This is a genomic window from Mariprofundus sp. KV, from assembly GCF_013387475.1.
Lineage (GTDB): Bacteria > Pseudomonadota > Zetaproteobacteria > Mariprofundales > Mariprofundaceae > Mariprofundus.
Window position 1 is genome coordinate 1 of the sequence record NZ_VWNB01000013.1, and the last position, 15,642, is coordinate 15,642.

Sequence of the window (15,642 nt, forward strand, 5' to 3'; positions counted from 1 at the left end):
CAACGAACATCATGCACCGACGAGATTTTCTCGAACTGCTAATCGAGAAAGATCCTCCCGGAAAGCCAACATCAGCAGAAACTCATCGGCAAATGACGCTCATCCATGCTTAACCGGACAGCAGTGTGATGATTACTTGTAAACGCCAGTAAAATCAATGCTTTTCTCTTGCTAATAGGGTTTTCGGCGCTATGGTTCGCGCCAATTTCAACTATAGGATGTAAACCAACATGGCTACAAAGAATACCGTGACAAAAAAAGATCTGCTTGAAAAAGCAGCTGGCATTGGTCTGAAGGGGGGTGCGAAGCTTCGCAAGCCTGAACTGATTCACGCCATCCAGATCGCAGAAGGCAACACAGACTGCTTTGGCCGTATCGCCAACTGTGCTGTTACACCATGCCTCTACCGTGGCGAGTGCCAGGCTTAATCGCTTAGAGGATGCTCCAGTAATAAACTGACAGACGTGGGCCCATTGTGGCCCACGTTCTGTTTATGGGCGGTAGGTCACCTTGGCGGTACAGGTTTCCGAGATCTCTACGCGTGAGACCCGGATGCGCTCATCATCAAGGCGGCGACTCATCTCCCTGTACAATTCGCGCGCCACATTCTCGCTGGATGGATTAATGCTATCAAACGGTGGCACATCATTCAGGTTGTAGTGATCCCAGGGCTCCAGGGCCGCCTTGAGCTCGTTTTTCATGATCTTGTAGTCGATACCCAGCCCTATCTCATCAAGCTCTTCACATTCGACATAGAGCCTTACATGCCAGTTATGACCATGCAGGCGTGCGCAGTCACCGGGATAGTCTCGCAGACTATGGGCCGCTGAGAAGTGGGTCTGGATTGAAAGTTCAAAAATTGCCATCTTATCTCCGGGCGCCGGGTAGCAGCAGGGCTGCTGATACTTCTCGTCCCTCTTCAATGAGGATATTGTAGGTGCGGGCTGCTGAGCGGCTATCCATGCACTCAAGTCCGATCTTTCTGCTGCTGACAAACTCCAGAATTTCCGCAGAGGGAAATGCGGTCTGTCGGCCTGTGCCGAGGATGAGAACTTCAGGCGCCGGATCCATCAGCATGATCAGATGCTCTGTGGTTAACTCACTAAGCCGCTCAGGCCCCCACGGGGCTGTCACGGCGTTGTCATGGATGCAGAGGCCGCTGGCGTAGGGTTGGCGGTTAATGCTGATCTGTGCATCATCGTAACCGGTGAACAGCAGTGTTCCTCCGGGTAGTCGGGAAGAGATATCACCTTTCACTTCAATCTTGCTTCCATGGCCTGAAGGCAGGCCTCAGGGCCTGGCCTCCATCTCCTTGATCTCATCCTCGTTGCCTTTAAAGCGTCCTGCAAGCGCAAGCATGACCGGGCTGGCAACATAGATTGATGAGTAGGTGCCGACAAAAATACCGGCAATCAGTGCAAAGGCAAAATCGTGAATCACTTCACCGCCCAGCAGGAAGAGGGCGAGCACCACCAGTAAGGTGGTCACGGAGGTCATCAAGGTGCGTGACAGCGTCTGATTAATCGAGTCATTGACCACCAGGTTTTCATCAAGCGGATTCTTGCGTTTGCGGTTGGCCGCGAAGTTTTCACGGATACGGTCAAAGACCACGATGGTATCATTGAGCGAGTAGCCGATCACTGTCAGCAGTGCGGCAATCACCGGCAGTGAGAACTCTTTGCCGGTAAGTGCAAACAGGCCAAGCACGATGGTGATATCGTGCAGCAGGGCTGCATCAGCTCCGAGCGCAAAGCGGAACTCGAAACGGAAGGTGACATAGATCAGGATAGCCAGCATGGCGATCAATACAGCCATGATACCGGCACGGGTCAGCTCTTCACCCACCTGCGGTCCGACAAACTCAACCCTGCGCATCTCAATCGCATCTGCACCGAACTTCTCGGCAAGACCATCAAGAATGGCCGTGCTGATCACCGAGGAGTTCTCCGCCTCTTTGTTCTGCACACGAATCAGAATCTCTTCGGGTGCACCAAACTCCTGAATCACGGCATTGCCGTAACCCTTGGGTGAGATGGCGCTGCGCACATCAGTAATAGCCGGTGCTTTTTCGAATTTAACCTCAACCAGCGTACCGCCGGTGAAGTCGATGCCGAAGTTCAGGCCTTTGGTTGCCAGTGCGCCAAGCGAAACCAGCAGCATGATACCTGAGATGATCAGGGCGAATTTTCTCTTGCCGATAAAATCGACGTTGATGTCAGAACGGATCAGTTGCATATCAGTAGCCTCAGATGCTCAGTTTTTCGATGCGGTTACGTTTGGCGGTTGCGAATGCGATGATGCCGCGTGTCACTGTGATAGCCGTGAACATCGATGCCAGAATACCCACCGAGAGGGTGACAGCGAAACCTTTCACCGGGCCGGAACCGAACTGGAAAAGCACAATGGCGGCGATCAGCGTGGTGATATTGGCATCCACGATGGTGGAGAGTGCTTTATCATAACCGCCATCAATAGCTGCCAGCGGCGTTTTACCCAGTGACAGCTCTTCACGTATGCGCTCAAAGATCAGCACATTGGCATCCACAGCCATACCGATGGTCAATACGATACCGGCAATACCGGGCAGGGTCAGGGTGCCACCGATAATGCTCATGGCAGCCAGAATCAGCAGCATATTGAAGACCAGTGCAACGTTGGCGACCATACCGAACATACGGTAGTAGATACCCATAAAGATCAGCACGAGGGCTGAGCCGATGAGGATGGAGTTGACACCCTGATCGATGGAGTCCTGACCCAGGCTCGGGCCGATGGAGCGCTCTTCCACCACTTTAACTGGAGCGGGCAGGGCACCTGCACGCAGGATAATAGCCAGATCATGAGCCTCTTCAGGGGAGAAGCTGCCGGTAATCTGGGCAGAACCACCGGCAATGCGTTCGCGGATTACCGGTGCAGAGTTGACTGTGCCCTCAAGAATAATGGCAAAACGCTCACCGACATGGGCAGCTGTCAGCTTATCAAACTTGCGAGCGCCTTTGGTGTTGAATTTCAGGGTTACAGCATACTCGTTGTAGCGGGAGTCGATCGAGACACGTGCATCGGCAATTTCATTGCCGGAGAGCTCAGTGTGACGTTTGAGCAGATAGGGCTGGCGATAGCTCTTGCCGTTACGGGTCTGATCCGGACCGTACATGATAATATCACCTGGAGGGATGCTGCCGGAGAGTGCTTTATCAAGGTCGCCCTTCTCATCCACCAGCTTAAATTCCAGTTGGGCGGTGCGACCGATCAGATCCTTAGCGCGGGCGCTGTCTTCAAAACCGGGAATCTGCACAAGAATGCGACGTTCACCCTGTTTGATAATGGTTGGCTCAGTGGTGCCGAGTGCATCAATACGGTTACGAATCACCTCAATCGCCTGATCAACAGCAAACTTCTTCAGCTCTTTGGCGGTTTCAGGTTTCAGGTTAAGCACAAAGGTGCTGCCAGCCGGATTGCTGATGGTATAGGTGTTGAAGTTCTCTTGCAGTACCTGTTGGGCAGCATCGATTTCGCCAGCCTCTCTGATCACAACAGTCATGCTGCTGTTGTCATTGCTCAGTTTACTGTAGCGGATGCGCTCTTTACGCAGCGCCTGACGGGCAGTGTCGATATCGCCTGCAACGCTGTGTGATACGGCTTTATCTACATCTACATCGAGCACCAGGTGGATGCCGCCTTTCAGGTCAAGGCCGAGGGTCATCGGCGTGCTCAGGGCAGATGGCCACCATGATGGTGGTGTAGTGAGGTTGGGCAGGGCTCCCATCAGGGAGACCACAAGTACGGTCAGAATGAGCCCGTATTTCCAGCGTGGAAAGCTATGCATGAATAAAATCCTTGTTTAAAAAGCTGTTAGTCTTTGGCTGCTGCTTTATCGGCAGGTTTGGCCGCTTTTGCAGGGGCTGTGTCAGTAAGGCCGGCAACGGTGTCGCGTTTCACCTTGATCACTACACCTTCAGCGATCTCAACCTTCAAAATATCTTCGTTGACCGCAGTGATTTTGCCGTAGATGCCACCACCGGTCATCACCTTGTCACCCTTGCTGAGTGAGTCGACCATGCCGCGATGCTCTTTGAGTTTCTTCTGCTGCGGACGGATCAGCAGGAAGTAGAAAATCACCATGATCAGCAACAATGGGATCAGAGAGGCAAAGCCGCCATCTGCAGCAGCACCTTCAGCAAAAGCCGGTGTGATGATGCCCATTGCCGCAGCCATGGATGCGAAAGAGAGAGAGAGAACTGTTTTCATGATGTTGTAACTCCTGAATATCAATAGACGGCGATTATGCTTCACCGCGGTAGCGTTGTAAAAACTTGTCACGGAATTCGGGCCAGTTCCCCTCAATCAGTGCGGTTCTGGCCCGGGACATGAGATGGCAATAGTAGTGAAGATTGTGCAAGGTATTCAACCTTGAACTTAAAATCTCCTTGGCCATATACAGATGACGCAGGTAAGCACGGGAAAAGTTCTTGCACGTGTAGCAGTTACAAGATTCCATGATTGGCGATGCATCATCGAAATGTTTAAGGTTTTTGATGTTGATCTTGCCATCATCAGTAAAAAGGGTGCCGTTACGCGCATTTCTGCTGGGCATCACACAGTCAAACATGTCGATGCCGCGATCAATGCCTTCGATCAGATCATCAGGTGTACCTACGCCCATCACATAGTGTGGTTTGTCTTGTGGCAGGTGCGGCGCCAGTGCATCCATCATCGCCATCATCTCCGCTTTGGGTTCACCAACCGAGAGGCCGCCGATAGCAATGCCCTCAAAATCGATCTCCGAGATCGCCTTCAGGCTCTCAATGCGCAGCTCCGGATACATGCCGCCCTGCACAATGCCAAACAGCGCCTGCGACTCATTGACCGGCAGGTGTTCACGGCACTCTGCAGCCCAGCGCATGGAGAGCTGCATGGAGTCATTGGCCTCCTCATAGGTGGCCGGGTAGGGGGTGCACTCATCAAAGGCCATGACAATATCACTGCCGAGTTTGCGCTGGATCTCCATGCTCTCTTTGGGGCCGAGGAATACTTCGCGACCATCGATATGGGAGCGGAAACGGACACCGTGCTCTTCGATCTTGCGCAGCTCACCAAGTGACCAGACCTGAAAACCACCGGAGTCGGTGAGGATAGGGCGATCCCAGGCCATGAATTTGTGCAGCCCACCCATCTTCTCCACCAGATCAGCACCGGGGCGCAGCATCAGATGGTAGGTGTTGCCGAGAATAATCGAAGCTTCAATATCATCGGTAAGATCTGCAGGGGTGAGACTTTTTACTGTCGCCTGCGTGCCTACCGGCATGAAAACAGGCGTCTCCACGCTGCCGTGTGGCAACTGCACACGACCGGCACGGGCATAACCGTTTTCATCTTTGGCGAGTATTTCGAAGGAGAGCGAAGACATGGCGGCGCAGACTGACGCCTGCACCGCATTGCAGCAAGGGTGTTCTGCTGTTAATTGATACCGGCTCTGGCTCTATCTCTTCGCCAGTGAGGAGACGCGGGTGAAGAACAGTACAACGGTGAAAAGAACCAGTGAAGAGAAGAGGGCGAAATCGATAAATCCCATAAACGAGTAGTGCTCATTGTTAAGCTCCACTCCAATGCGGCCCAGCGCATGTATCCATGAGAGCTGGTAGAAGATAATCAGCATGAAGAGGCTGAAGGCCTTGGCACCCAGTATCAAAGCAGCAGTTTTTCCACCTGCGCTGCGCTGCTCGTTTTTAGAGAGGTAGGATTGCCACTGAAATGTCTTCTGCTCGCTCTCAGAAACGGTGGCGTTATAGCGTGGATAGATGACACTTTTGGCCTGATAGATGGCGCGCACCAGCGGCATATGCATCACAATATAGGCGAGATAGATGATGGTGCAGGCCAGCGATCCCCACTTCAGCAGAGGGATGGCGAACTCGGCCAGCGCCTGCGGTTCCATCGTGGTGTGGTTGTAAGCAATAAATGCGGCCAGAGCAGCCGTAGGCAGTGCGATGACGAGCCAGGTGATATTTTTCAGTCGCTTAAGGCGTAGTACCTTCTCTCGAGTCTGCCTCTCCTCTTCCTGAAACTGCTCAAGTGCTGTGGGAATCGTAGCTTCGTCCATTAAAAAACCTCGTGTTGTCTGATCTGCGGATCATTTTCATCGCGCAGCAGACTAACTTTAGGTCTGATTTCAGCAAGTCAGGCCTGATCAGGTGAAGGATTCAGCTCCCGATTACTCCTGATCAGGCTCGTAGTAGTTGCCTTTGCCGGTTTTTCCATGTGGATCTTTTTGCTGGCCAAGTTTACCGATACGAATGGTGATCAGTACGATAATGAACAGCACAAGTACTGAAAACAGGGTCAGATCAATCAGGCCGAGATAGGCATAATGTTCATCGGCCATCTCCTGCCCACTGATATCCATCAACTCCATCCAGGCAAACTGCAGGAATACAATCAATGCAAAAATAGTAGATAGTTTGAATACCTTCAATGTGACGACAAATGCTGCATCCATGCGCCGCTGTACTCTGTTGCAATCCCTCCAGAAGTAGCTGTGCCATACAAATTCGTGATGATCATCCGGGTGCAGGTGTTCATTCAGGTGCATGAAGTTCACGCTCTTAGAGTGATAAATCCTCCGGCCGATTGAGAAGTAGAGAAAGATGAAAACAATATACAACGTTGTGATAAGAATGGTGACTACCATAAGGATGGGCAGCGCATCTGCTGCCAACTCTTCAAGCGGGATACCCTGTTGGTGGTGTGCCATGCCGATCCAGCCAAAAAATCCGGCTGCTGCTACAATGGATATCCACCATATGAAGCTCTGCTGGCGCATGGTGCGGCGAATTTTAGTGCGGATGCGGGCCTCATCCTGTTCAAATCTCTCAAGTGCGGAAGCTGTTTTGTTGTCGTCCATTTCGTCCTCCGATTAGCGGCAAGATAGCCAACTCTACCATTAAAGTATTCTCATAGTCTAATATAATAATTAAGCATGGTTGGTCATGGCTGGATAAGAGAGGTTCAAATGGGGGTTCAGGGGGTGGTGGCTTTGTGTGAGCAGAGCGATATTGTTTGTACCTATGATGGAATTTCCTGATCCTTCGCAGGCTGATGATGACGGGCTGCTGGCTGCCGGTGGTAATCTGCAGCCAGAGACGCTGTTGGCGGCATATAGCAAAGGCATTTTCCCCTGGTATGGAGAGGGGCAGCCGATTCTCTGGTGGTCGCCGGATCCGCGCATGGTGCTCTTTCCAGTAGAGTTTCACTGCTCCAGACGTCTGGCCCGTCGTATGCGCAAGGATATATATAGCGTCTCATTCGATGAGTCCTTTGCCGAGGTGATTCATGCCTGTGCAGAGATTCCGCGCAGAGGCGAGAGCGGCACCTGGATCCTGCCTGAGATGATTACCGCCTATGAGCAGATGTTTGCCGAGGGTTATGCCCACTCGGTAGAGGTGTGGCAGCAGGATAGATTGATCGGCGGGCTCTATGGCGTGCTGCACAACGGGGTCTTTTTTGCCGAGTCGATGTTCAGTCGGCAAGTTGATGCCTCTAAAGTGGCGCTGGCGGCACTCTGTGAGCGGGCTCTGCGTGAAAACTGGAAGTTGATTGATTGCCAGTTTCACACTGCCCATCTGCAGAGTCTTGGTGCGCGTGAGATTTCTCGAAGCGAATTTCTCAACCGGATCAGTGATTGATTATCTGCTAGCTTTTCGTTTCTAATCGAAGATGAGATATTGGGCCGCAAAGGAATGCGGTGAAAAAAGGATAAATAATATGAGTCTGAAGAGTAATCGTGATCAGTTGGTGCAGACCGCCGTACAGGGCTCTGTTGCGCCGGCGCATCAGTGGGCACCGTTTGAGGTGGGTTCTGCCGGTGAGGTCTTCTCCTGGCCCTCCACCGGTGGCATCACCTACAACGTGAAGATCGGTGATTCGGTCTTTGGCTGGGCCGGTGAACATATAGAGCCGGGTGTATCCACGACCATGAGTCATAAGAACAGAAAATGTGAGTCAGGCTACCAGTTTCTCGCCTGTTGCGGCAATCAGGCCACGGTGATTTCCGGTGCTGCCAAAGGGGAGAAAGGCACCGTGCTCGGCCACCATGGTGGTGTTGAGCACCTGATGCTCGATTTTCCCGATGAGACACTCGATAAGTTGACCTGCGATGATAAATTCCTGATCAAAGGTTACGGGCAGGGGCTAAAACTCATCGATCATCCTGAGGTGTTTATCTACAACCTCGATCCGGATCTGCTCGACGCCTGGGGGCTAACTGAGCGTGAGGATGGCAAGATTGAGGTGCCGGTGAATGTGATCGTGCCCGGCCATGCGATGGGGTCGGGAATCGGTGCGCTCTCAGTAGCTACCGGCGATTACGATATTCTCTGTCATGATGAGGAGATGGTGAAAGAGAATGGTATGCAGCGGCTTCGATTCGGTGATTTCGTGGCAGTGATGGATCATGATAACCGCTACGGGCGCACCTATCGCAAAGGGGCGGTCACCATTGGTGTTGTCATTCACTCGGATTCGCCACTGGCCGGTCACGGACCGGGCATGATGACCCTGATGAGTGCCTGTGATGGTAAGCTGGTGCCGGTAATCTCTGAAACGGCCAATGTCGGTGCCATCAGATCCATTGGCCGCTATGCAGTCGAATGAGTGGTGATGCGACACTGAAGGTCGCCTGCATACAGCTCTGCTCTGTCAGAGAGGTGGCGCGAAACCTTGAGGTGGTAACCTCTCTGCTGGCAAAAGCGGCAGAAGCAGGGGCCAGATTGATGGTTCTGCCTGAGAACTTTGCATTTATGGGTGGTAGTGAAGCGCAGAAGCGGGCGCTGGTCGAAGATCAGGCTGACTCATCAATTCTGAAATTTCTTTCGCAGCAGGCGGTGATTCACGGTATCGCCATGATTGGCGGCACGCTGTTGCTTGGCGGTCGAGACGGGAAGATTCGCAATGCCTGCCCGGTCTTTGATGCCGGAGGCAACCTCATTGCGCTCTACGACAAGATTCATCTCTTTGATATGGATTACAATGGCGAGTCCTACCATGAGTCGGCACTGATTGAGGCGGGGGATAAACCTGTCACCGTCACTGTAGAGGGTTTCAAGATCGGCCTGAGCATCTGTTACGATCTGCGTTTTCCTGAGCTCTATCGCCGTTATGTTGATGCAGGCTGTCAGCTGCTGGTCAATGTGGCTGCATTTACAGCCATAACCGGACGTGCCCACTGGCAGCCCCTGCTCAGGGCAAGGGCGATTGAGAATCAGTGTTTTATGCTGGCCTCTGCTCAGTCGGGAAAACACCCCGATGGCAGGCAGACCTGGGGGCATAGTATGATCATCAACCCCTGGGGAGAGGTGGTAGAGGAGCTGGCTGAAGGGGAGGGATTTATTTGTAGTGAACTCTCCATGCAGAAGCTGGATCTGGTGCGGGCATCGATGCCGGTTTTGCAGCATAAGAAGCTCTGATTATTCTCTTCTATCTGCAGCTTGAGATTGTAGCAAAAATGTTCCCTTCACCGTCCGAAAAGCTGCTAACTGTTGAAAAGAAAGGGCTTACCCGCGCTATCCACAGAGCCTGTGGATAACCTGGTGGATAAAAGTTCACGGTTTGAAGGTTAACCTGCCTTTGTTCATGCTGTATGACTTATGCCTAAATTTTAGGCTATGTGAAAAATCCTTTAATAACAATATTTTGAATGCCTACTTGTGATGCTGATTTGAGCTGGCAGAGCTAATTCTTAAAAAACCTTAATGGGCATATGCGTGCGGTGGATAATTCCTTGTGATATCACTGTTTAAGCTGTCTTAGCGCCTCAAACACGGCGATGGAGCAGGCATTGGAGAGATTCAGCGAGCGCACCGGTGCATCCTCCCGCATGGGGATAGTTACACCATTGATCTGCGCTAAAATGGATTGACTTAAGCCTCGGGTTTCAGGGCCGAAAACCAGCACATCTCCGGGTTTGTATTGCACGTCCCAGAAGCTGGTTTTCACCTTTGAACTGAGTCCATACCAGTTGCGCTCTTCACCGATAAACTGCCGCGCCTGCTGCCAGCTCTGGTGGTGGTGAATATCGAGATGCTGCCAGTAATCCAGCCCGGCTCTGCGCGCCGCTTTCTCATCGACATCAAACCCGAGCGGATGCACCAGATGCAGGGTGCAACCCGTACAGCCGCACAGCCGTGCGATGTTGCCGGTATTTGGAGGAATCTCTGGCTCGACTAGAACGATATGTAGTGGTGGACTCATGAGACAGCAGGCTCAGGCAGAATGCCGTTCAGTGCAATAGCGTGGTACAGATCTTTGGCCTGCACATTTCTGCAGTGACAATCTTATTCGGGTTGAATTAAAAGATTTTATAGAAACAAAAAAAGGCAGGGGGTTAACCCTGCCTTTGTAATGCGGTTGAGCTGGAATCAGTCCAGATGCTCGTCGATGAACTCGGTGAGCTTGGCTTTGTTGACTGCGCCAACTTTAGTGCCCTGAACGTTGCCATCGCGGAAAAGCATCAATGTAGGGATGCCACGAACGCCATATTTGCCAGGCGTGTTCGGGTTATCATCGATATTGATTTTAGCGATTGTTACCTGACCTTGCTTCTCGGACGCAACTTCGTCCAGAATCGGGGCGATCTGTTTGCACGGGCCGCACCATGGGGCCCAGAAGTCAACGACGACAGGGCCGCCTGCTTTTAGTACATCGGCATCAAAACTTTCGTCACTGACATGAATAATTAAATCTGAAGACATCTAGTTTCCTCTTTGGATTGGAATTGCACGACAAGTTAGTCCTGGGGGGTAAAAGCGTCAACCATGTCCGAGCATCAACAGTTATATAAGGTGATTCAAAACCGGATTCAAGAGGGTGATGGTTTTCTCCCTTTTGACCGATTTATGCAGGCTGCGCTTTACGAACCGGGACTCGGTTATTACGAATCGAAAACCGTTTTCGGTGAAAAAGGGGATTTTGTCACTGCCCCCGAACTTGGCCCCTGGTTATCACTCGGCTTTGCCGATCTGCTCTTCTGGGCATGGAAAGAGCTGGGTGAACCGACGCAGTGGACACTGCTGGAGCAGGGCTCAGGCTCAGGCAAACTGTTGGCTTCAACGCTGGCGATGATCGCCCAGTTCTCAATGGCAAAACCGGCTACTGTGATCTCTGTTGAGCGCAGTGCGCAGCTGCGTGATCGTCAGATCGAGCTGTTTGCCGATGCAGGTTTTAACGTTGAGGTTGTCTCCTCCCTTGATGCGGTTGCGCCACGCGAAAATATCATTGTCTTCAGTAATGAGTTGCCCGATGCATTCCCGGTGCGCTGCTTCTGCCATAACGGTGGTTCTTTTTATGAGCGTGGTGTGGTTGCCAGTGAGGCAGGCTTTGATTGGAAAAATAGTGAAACAGTGATTGAAGATGGGCCACAGATCGCAGAGGAACTGATTGCAGGCTGGCAGGATGGTTATATCAGTGAGTGGAATCCCGGACTAGAGGGCTGGCAGCAGCAGCTTGCAGCAATCGTTGAGCGCGGTTTTATCTTTACCAATGATTACGGCTATTCACAGCAGGAGTATTACCGCGAGGGCAGGCGCGAGGGTTCTCTGATGGCCCATATCGGTCAGGCCGCCAGTGAAGATGTGCTGGAAGATCCCGGCAGTCGCGATATTACAGCCCATGTCGATTTCACGGTGCTGGTAAAGGCTGGCAGAGCCGTTGGTCTGACTCCACTGCTCTGGATGTCGCAGGGTGGCTGGCTTGCGCAATCACCATCAGTACAAGCCTTTGTGCAGTCGCTGGCAGTGCAGAATGATGCCACCAGCATGCACTTGATGGCGCACGCCAAACGGGTATTGATGCCATATGGCATGGGTGAGGTGTTTAAGATATTGGGACAGGCAAAAGGGGTTGAGAGCGCACGCCCTGATTATCTCAGTCAGTTTGATCATCTGGATCATCTACAGCGATGATCGGTAAAACCCTGAAGGGGCGTGCTGGCCCGATACTGCCCGGCGGTGAGGCGCTGGTGCATGCAGATGGTGACACTGTGCTGGTTGCCAATGCCGTACCCGGTGATGAGTTGGCCGTACATATCTCTGGAAAGCGGCGTGGCGTATGGCGTGGCGAGATTGTCGAGGTGCTTGAAGCCTCTGATCAGCGCATCACGCCAGCCTGCCCTGTTGCAACTCTTTGTGGAGGTTGTGCGCTACAATCAATCTCCGGCTCTGATCAGGCCAAACTGAAATCGGAGTGGGTGAAAAGTGCGTTTGCACCGTTCATAAAGAGTGATACGGCGTGGTTACCGATTGTATGGCAGGAAGATCGTTTTCGCAGGCGTGTCCGCTGGTCAGTGGGCAGTGACAGGGCGGGGCTGTTTCTCGGCTTTAAAGCCTTTGCCAGCCATCAGCCGGTGCGCCATCGTGATTGTCTGGTTGTCACACCTCAGCTTAATCAACTCGCCCGCCTGATTGAAAAAAATATGCATCTGAACGGTGTGGCATCAGTTCAGGCATTGCAGCTTAATGATGGTGTTCATCTCATTTTCGAAACAGAGCATCCGCCTGAGTCGATTGCCACCGATGAACTTGATGCACTGGTTCTGCAGTGGTGGTGGCGGGATGCTCAGGGTATCACCCGGCCATTGAAGAAGCCTGTTATCCCACTGCATGATCAGCTGCCTGCAGGAGATCTGGATGTGGCAGTTACGGTTGGCCCGGATGGGTTTGTGCAGGGGCAGGTTGAAGGGAACCGTGAGTTGATTGCCCAGATTCAGGATTGGGCAGGAAAACCGCGACGTATCGCTGATCTCTTCTGTGGTATCGGCAATCTCTCGCTGCCACTTGCAGCAGCGAGCGGGGCAGAGGTCTTCGGTGCAGAACTTAATGCCGCCAGTGTGCGTGCGGCAGCAGCCAATGCCAAAGCGCTGCATGTGAAAGCCAGCTTTACAGAGGCTAATCTCTTTGAGGATTTTGATATCGAGCCCTATATCGGCGCTGATCTGCTGCTGCTTGATCCGCCAAGGCGTGGTGCCAAACGGATCTGTGATCAGATTTCACGTCTGCTGCCGGAAAAGATTATTATGATCTCTTGTGATGTGGCGGCTGGAGCAAGGGATGGTGCTATTCTGAAAAAGCATGGATATCAGCTCAAAGCGCTGCGTGCACTGGATCTTTTTCCCGGGGCAGGGCATGTAGAGGCGATGAGTCTCTGGACTCGGATATAAAAATGAATACTCCACTTTTGTCCCATGGCTGCGTTGCTTCGGTGCTCAAATCCTCACAAAAAGGCAGGAACCGTTTGGACAATCAAGGATTGCCCGCAGGGCGAAGGCAATGGATGCCTGAGTCACGTATTTCAATACGCTCCGGTTTTGCGCGCCTTACGCCTTGCCATGAATCAAAATTGAAGCATCCTCTGTTCTGTTGATGAAAATTTTTCTCTTAAGGTCGATTCTTTGTGTGCTGCTTCTGGCCGGTTGCCAGCAGGCTGAGAGTGATCGTGATCTGCTGCGCGTGGGGCTGGCACAGCTACCGATCACAGTTGATCCCCGTTTTGCTACCGATGCGGCATCGGTGCGGGTGCAGGATTTTCTGCATCGTGGCCTGTTAAGGCTGGATGCATCATTCAATGCCGAAGCTGATCTGGCTGATCGCTGGTCGCACCCTGAGCCACTGCTGTGGCATTTCAGGATTAAGCAGGGTGTCACCTTCAGTGATGGCAGCCCGGTGACAGCAAACGATGTCGCAGCCACACTCAATGCGGTGATTGATGCCAAACTTGTCAGCCCGCTTAAAGCGAGTTTTTCTGCTATTGAACGCGTTGAAGTTGATAGTGAACATCAAATCACCATTCACCTCTCCAAACCCGATGCCTCACTGCTTACGCGTCTGAATCTCGGTATTCTCCCTGCATCGATCGCTTCTGCGCCCCATGATGCACACAAAACCATCGGTTGTGGCCCCTATAAGCTCACTGCCTGGAGTGAGAGTGGCATCACCCTTGAGCGCAGAGAAAACGTCGGCAGCGTCGCTAAAATCCGCTTTAACGGTGTGAAAGATCCGGTCACAAGGGTGCTGAAACTGACCCGTGGTGAACTCGATTTTGTGCAGAATGATCTGCCGCCACATCTACTACCCTATATTCGTGAGCAGAAGCAGTTAAATATTCAAACCGCACCATCCACCACCTTCTCCTACATCGGCCTGAATATGCAGGACAGAGTGGTAGGTGATGTTCGCGTTCGCAAAGCACTGGCACTGGCGCTGGATCGCAACAAACTCAAAGCCGCACTCTTCTCCGATCTGCCTGTCCTTGCAGAAACAGTACTTACAGCCAGCCACTGGGCCTCCAATCCACTGCCTGTAACAGCATTTGATCTCACTGAAGCCGAAGCCCTGCTTGATCAGGCCGGTTTCCCTAGGGATAAAGATGGCATCCGTTTTGTGCTCAACTATAGAACCAGTACCGACCCGATTCGCCTGCGGCTGGCCACAGCCATTGCCGCGATGTGGCAGCAGGTTGGCATCAAGGTCTCCATCGAATCACTGGAGTGGGGCGGTTTTTATGCCCGCATCAAACGCGGTGATTTTCAGGTCTTCTCACTCGCCTGGGTAGGTATCACCGATCCCGATATCTATCGCTGGATTCTGCACACCGAGATGTGGCCACCAAAAGGTGCCAATCGTGGTCGCTACAGCAATCCGGAAGTGGACAGCTGGCTAGACGCTGCCGCTGCCGGAGAGAGTCAGCCTGAACGCAAACTGATCTATGCGAAGATTCAACAGAAGATGCAGCAGGATATGGTCTACATCCCACTCTGGTATGATCCGGTGATAGCCGTCTCCGGCCCCCGAATTAACGGTTTTAAACCGATGCCGGATGGTAATCTAAGGGGATTGATGGCTGTTCAGTTACAGAAATAAGTAAACTGTCCCCTTATTTAACGGGCTGCTAACAGTCGTCTAGAGAAGCAGTTGGTGATAAGAAAATTATTGTTTGTTAAAAAGGTGATATTTCCAAGGACCTCCAACACAAATCCATTTTTCTTCAGGACGCCATTTTTTCTCAGCGTAGACTATAAGGCTGTCACCATGTTCAGAAGTTTCCTTTGACATCCATTTTGCTCCTAATAGATGTTCTTTGTACAAGACATCCCATGTTTCGGACAAGATATATAGTGTTGAACTATGACTTGTTGATTGTTGATCGATATAAACCGCAAGATATTTTTTAGCATTTTCCCCAACAAGCTCTACAGCGGCCGCATTCCTTGTATATCTCGGTGTTTCTAGCTTTTTAATAATATTTTCATTTGCATCAATGATGCTTACCCAATTATTGATTGGTATTCCAATTTTATATTTTATGTTATTAAAATTAAAGTTGCGAAATGAATAGTAAGTGTATCCTGAGATAATCTTATCATTGCTTTCCAAGTTAAGGTTACTTTCCAAATCGATTTTAAAATCGAGATTCTGAGAAGTAACTTCTTCTTTAAAAACACCAATTTTATTAATTGCGATTTCAGGGGGATAGTATTCACCGCCACCACCGCCGCAACTTGTATTTGCGAGAAGTGATGATACAAGAAATATGAATATATATGGTTTATATAATGTTTTGAATTTCATTTAATCAATTCAACTTATAACAGTGTTG

18 protein-coding genes are annotated in these 15,642 nt (G+C 51.5%); 7 read left to right on the forward strand and 11 right to left on the reverse strand.

Going from position 1 to position 15,642, the window contains the following annotated elements; all coding sequences use genetic code 11:
• Positions 1-230 precede the first annotated feature (230 nt).
• Positions 231-428, forward strand: a complete 198-nt coding sequence (locus F3F93_RS10755; protein ID WP_176959192.1) for a hypothetical protein — start codon at positions 231-233, stop codon at positions 426-428.
• Between the two features lie 63 nt (positions 429-491).
• Here F3F93_RS10755 and queD read toward each other — a convergent pair whose 3' ends face one another.
• The 8 genes from queD to F3F93_RS10795 form a co-directional block, all read right to left on the reverse strand.
• On the reverse strand, positions 492-866 hold the full coding sequence (gene queD / locus F3F93_RS10760; protein WP_176959193.1) for a 6-carboxytetrahydropterin synthase QueD: 375 nt from the start codon (positions 864-866) through the stop codon (positions 492-494).
• 1 nt (position 867) lies between these two features.
• Entirely contained in the window at positions 868-1,257 is a 390-nt protein-coding gene (locus tag F3F93_RS10765) for an MTH938/NDUFAF3 family protein (RefSeq protein WP_347239248.1), read from the reverse strand.
• A 33-nt stretch (positions 1,258-1,290) separates the two neighbouring features.
• On the reverse strand, positions 1,291-2,235 hold the full coding sequence (secF, locus tag F3F93_RS10770; protein ID WP_176959194.1) for a protein translocase subunit SecF: 945 nt from the start codon (positions 2,233-2,235) through the stop codon (positions 1,291-1,293).
• 10 nt (positions 2,236-2,245) lie between these two features.
• The gene (gene secD / locus F3F93_RS10775) at positions 2,246-3,826 is read right to left on the reverse strand and encodes a protein translocase subunit SecD (protein WP_176959195.1); all 1,581 of its coding nucleotides are present in this window, start codon (positions 3,824-3,826) and stop codon (positions 2,246-2,248) included.
• A gap of 26 nt (positions 3,827-3,852) precedes the next feature.
• On the reverse strand, positions 3,853-4,248 hold the full coding sequence (yajC, locus tag F3F93_RS10780; protein ID WP_176959196.1) for a preprotein translocase subunit YajC: 396 nt from the start codon (positions 4,246-4,248) through the stop codon (positions 3,853-3,855).
• 34 nt (positions 4,249-4,282) lie between these two features.
• Positions 4,283-5,407, reverse strand: a complete 1,125-nt coding sequence (gene tgt / locus F3F93_RS10785; RefSeq protein WP_176959197.1) for a tRNA guanosine(34) transglycosylase Tgt — start codon at positions 5,405-5,407, stop codon at positions 4,283-4,285.
• 72 nt (positions 5,408-5,479) lie between these two features.
• Complete coding sequence (locus F3F93_RS10790) at positions 5,480-6,100, reverse strand: hypothetical protein (protein WP_176959198.1); 621 nt, start codon at positions 6,098-6,100, stop codon at positions 5,480-5,482.
• Between the two features lie 111 nt (positions 6,101-6,211).
• Complete coding sequence (locus tag F3F93_RS10795; protein ID WP_176959199.1) at positions 6,212-6,901, reverse strand: hypothetical protein; 690 nt, start codon at positions 6,899-6,901, stop codon at positions 6,212-6,214.
• Between the two features lie 163 nt (positions 6,902-7,064).
• Here F3F93_RS10795 and aat point away from each other — a divergent pair, with 163 nt between their 5' ends.
• The 3 genes from aat to F3F93_RS10810 all read left to right on the forward strand — a co-directional run bounded on the left by aat (position 7,065) and on the right by F3F93_RS10810 (position 9,461).
• Positions 7,065-7,682, forward strand: coding sequence for a leucyl/phenylalanyl-tRNA--protein transferase (gene aat / locus F3F93_RS10800; protein WP_176959200.1), 618 nt, complete (start codon positions 7,065-7,067; stop codon positions 7,680-7,682).
• Between the two features lie 79 nt (positions 7,683-7,761).
• The gene (locus tag F3F93_RS10805; protein ID WP_176959201.1) at positions 7,762-8,649 is read left to right on the forward strand and encodes a DUF4438 domain-containing protein; all 888 of its coding nucleotides are present in this window, start codon (positions 7,762-7,764) and stop codon (positions 8,647-8,649) included.
• Complete coding sequence (locus F3F93_RS10810; RefSeq protein ID WP_176959202.1) at positions 8,646-9,461, forward strand: carbon-nitrogen hydrolase family protein; 816 nt, start codon at positions 8,646-8,648, stop codon at positions 9,459-9,461. The genes F3F93_RS10805 and F3F93_RS10810 overlap by 4 nt, the downstream gene beginning before the upstream one ends.
• Before the next feature lie 322 nt (positions 9,462-9,783).
• Here F3F93_RS10810 and F3F93_RS10815 read toward each other — a convergent pair whose 3' ends face one another.
• Together F3F93_RS10815 and trxA are read right to left on the reverse strand one after the other, a co-directional pair.
• A complete protein-coding gene (locus F3F93_RS10815; RefSeq protein ID WP_176959203.1) occupies positions 9,784-10,245 on the reverse strand; it encodes a tRNA (cytidine(34)-2'-O)-methyltransferase in 462 nt (153 codons plus the stop codon).
• 167 nt (positions 10,246-10,412) lie between these two features.
• Positions 10,413-10,745 carry a thioredoxin TrxA gene (gene trxA / locus F3F93_RS10820; protein WP_176959204.1) on the reverse strand — a complete coding sequence of 111 codons (333 nt, stop codon included), beginning with the start codon at positions 10,743-10,745 and terminating at the stop codon, positions 10,413-10,415.
• 63 nt (positions 10,746-10,808) lie between these two features.
• Between trxA and F3F93_RS10825 the strand changes: the two genes are divergently transcribed.
• From F3F93_RS10825 to F3F93_RS10835, 3 genes are all read left to right on the forward strand, one after another.
• Complete coding sequence (locus F3F93_RS10825) at positions 10,809-11,954, forward strand: SAM-dependent methyltransferase (protein ID WP_176959205.1); 1,146 nt, start codon at positions 10,809-10,811, stop codon at positions 11,952-11,954.
• Positions 11,951-13,207: a methyltransferase gene (locus F3F93_RS10830; protein ID WP_176959206.1), complete on the forward strand. Its 1,257-nt coding sequence runs from the start codon at positions 11,951-11,953 to the stop codon at positions 13,205-13,207. The genes F3F93_RS10825 and F3F93_RS10830 overlap by 4 nt, the downstream gene beginning before the upstream one ends.
• A 202-nt stretch (positions 13,208-13,409) precedes the next feature.
• A complete protein-coding gene (locus tag F3F93_RS10835; RefSeq protein WP_176959207.1) occupies positions 13,410-14,906 on the forward strand; it encodes an ABC transporter substrate-binding protein in 1,497 nt (498 codons plus the stop codon).
• Between the two features lie 66 nt (positions 14,907-14,972).
• Here F3F93_RS10835 and F3F93_RS10840 read toward each other — a convergent pair whose 3' ends face one another.
• Positions 14,973-15,614, reverse strand: a complete 642-nt coding sequence (locus F3F93_RS10840) for a hypothetical protein (protein WP_176959208.1) — start codon at positions 15,612-15,614, stop codon at positions 14,973-14,975.
• Positions 15,615-15,642 lie beyond the last annotated feature (28 nt).

Bases quoted from the DNA above. Each gene is read 5' to 3' on its own strand.
- F3F93_RS10840 (WP_176959208.1), bottom strand. From the start codon at position 15,614: ATGAAATTCAAAACATTATATAAACCATATATATTCATATTTCTTGTA.
- F3F93_RS10810 (WP_176959202.1), top strand. From the start codon at position 8,646: ATGAGTGGTGATGCGACACTGAAGGTCGCCTGCATACAGCTCTGCTCT.
- F3F93_RS10790 (WP_176959198.1), bottom strand. From the start codon at position 6,100: ATGGACGAAGCTACGATTCCCACAGCACTTGAGCAGTTTCAGGAAGAG.
- secF (WP_176959194.1), bottom strand. From the start codon at position 2,235: ATGCAACTGATCCGTTCTGACATCAACGTCGATTTTATCGGCAAGAGA.
- secD (WP_176959195.1), bottom strand. From the start codon at position 3,826: ATGCATAGCTTTCCACGCTGGAAATACGGGCTCATTCTGACCGTACTT.
- F3F93_RS10795 (WP_176959199.1), bottom strand. From the start codon at position 6,901: ATGGACGACAACAAAACAGCTTCCGCACTTGAGAGATTTGAACAGGAT.
- F3F93_RS10805 (WP_176959201.1), top strand. From the start codon at position 7,762: ATGAGTCTGAAGAGTAATCGTGATCAGTTGGTGCAGACCGCCGTACAG.
- F3F93_RS10815 (WP_176959203.1), bottom strand. From the start codon at position 10,245: ATGAGTCCACCACTACATATCGTTCTAGTCGAGCCAGAGATTCCTCCA.
- aat (WP_176959200.1), top strand. From the start codon at position 7,065: ATGATGGAATTTCCTGATCCTTCGCAGGCTGATGATGACGGGCTGCTG.
- F3F93_RS10755 (WP_176959192.1), top strand. From the start codon at position 231: ATGGCTACAAAGAATACCGTGACAAAAAAAGATCTGCTTGAAAAAGCA.
- trxA (WP_176959204.1), bottom strand. From the start codon at position 10,745: ATGTCTTCAGATTTAATTATTCATGTCAGTGACGAAAGTTTTGATGCC.
- F3F93_RS10835 (WP_176959207.1), top strand. From the start codon at position 13,410: ATGAAAATTTTTCTCTTAAGGTCGATTCTTTGTGTGCTGCTTCTGGCC.
- F3F93_RS10825 (WP_176959205.1), top strand. From the start codon at position 10,809: ATGTCCGAGCATCAACAGTTATATAAGGTGATTCAAAACCGGATTCAA.
- F3F93_RS10830 (WP_176959206.1), top strand. From the start codon at position 11,951: ATGATCGGTAAAACCCTGAAGGGGCGTGCTGGCCCGATACTGCCCGGC.
- tgt (WP_176959197.1), bottom strand. From the start codon at position 5,407: ATGTCTTCGCTCTCCTTCGAAATACTCGCCAAAGATGAAAACGGTTAT.
- yajC (WP_176959196.1), bottom strand. From the start codon at position 4,248: ATGAAAACAGTTCTCTCTCTCTCTTTCGCATCCATGGCTGCGGCAATG.
- queD (WP_176959193.1), bottom strand. From the start codon at position 866: ATGGCAATTTTTGAACTTTCAATCCAGACCCACTTCTCAGCGGCCCAT.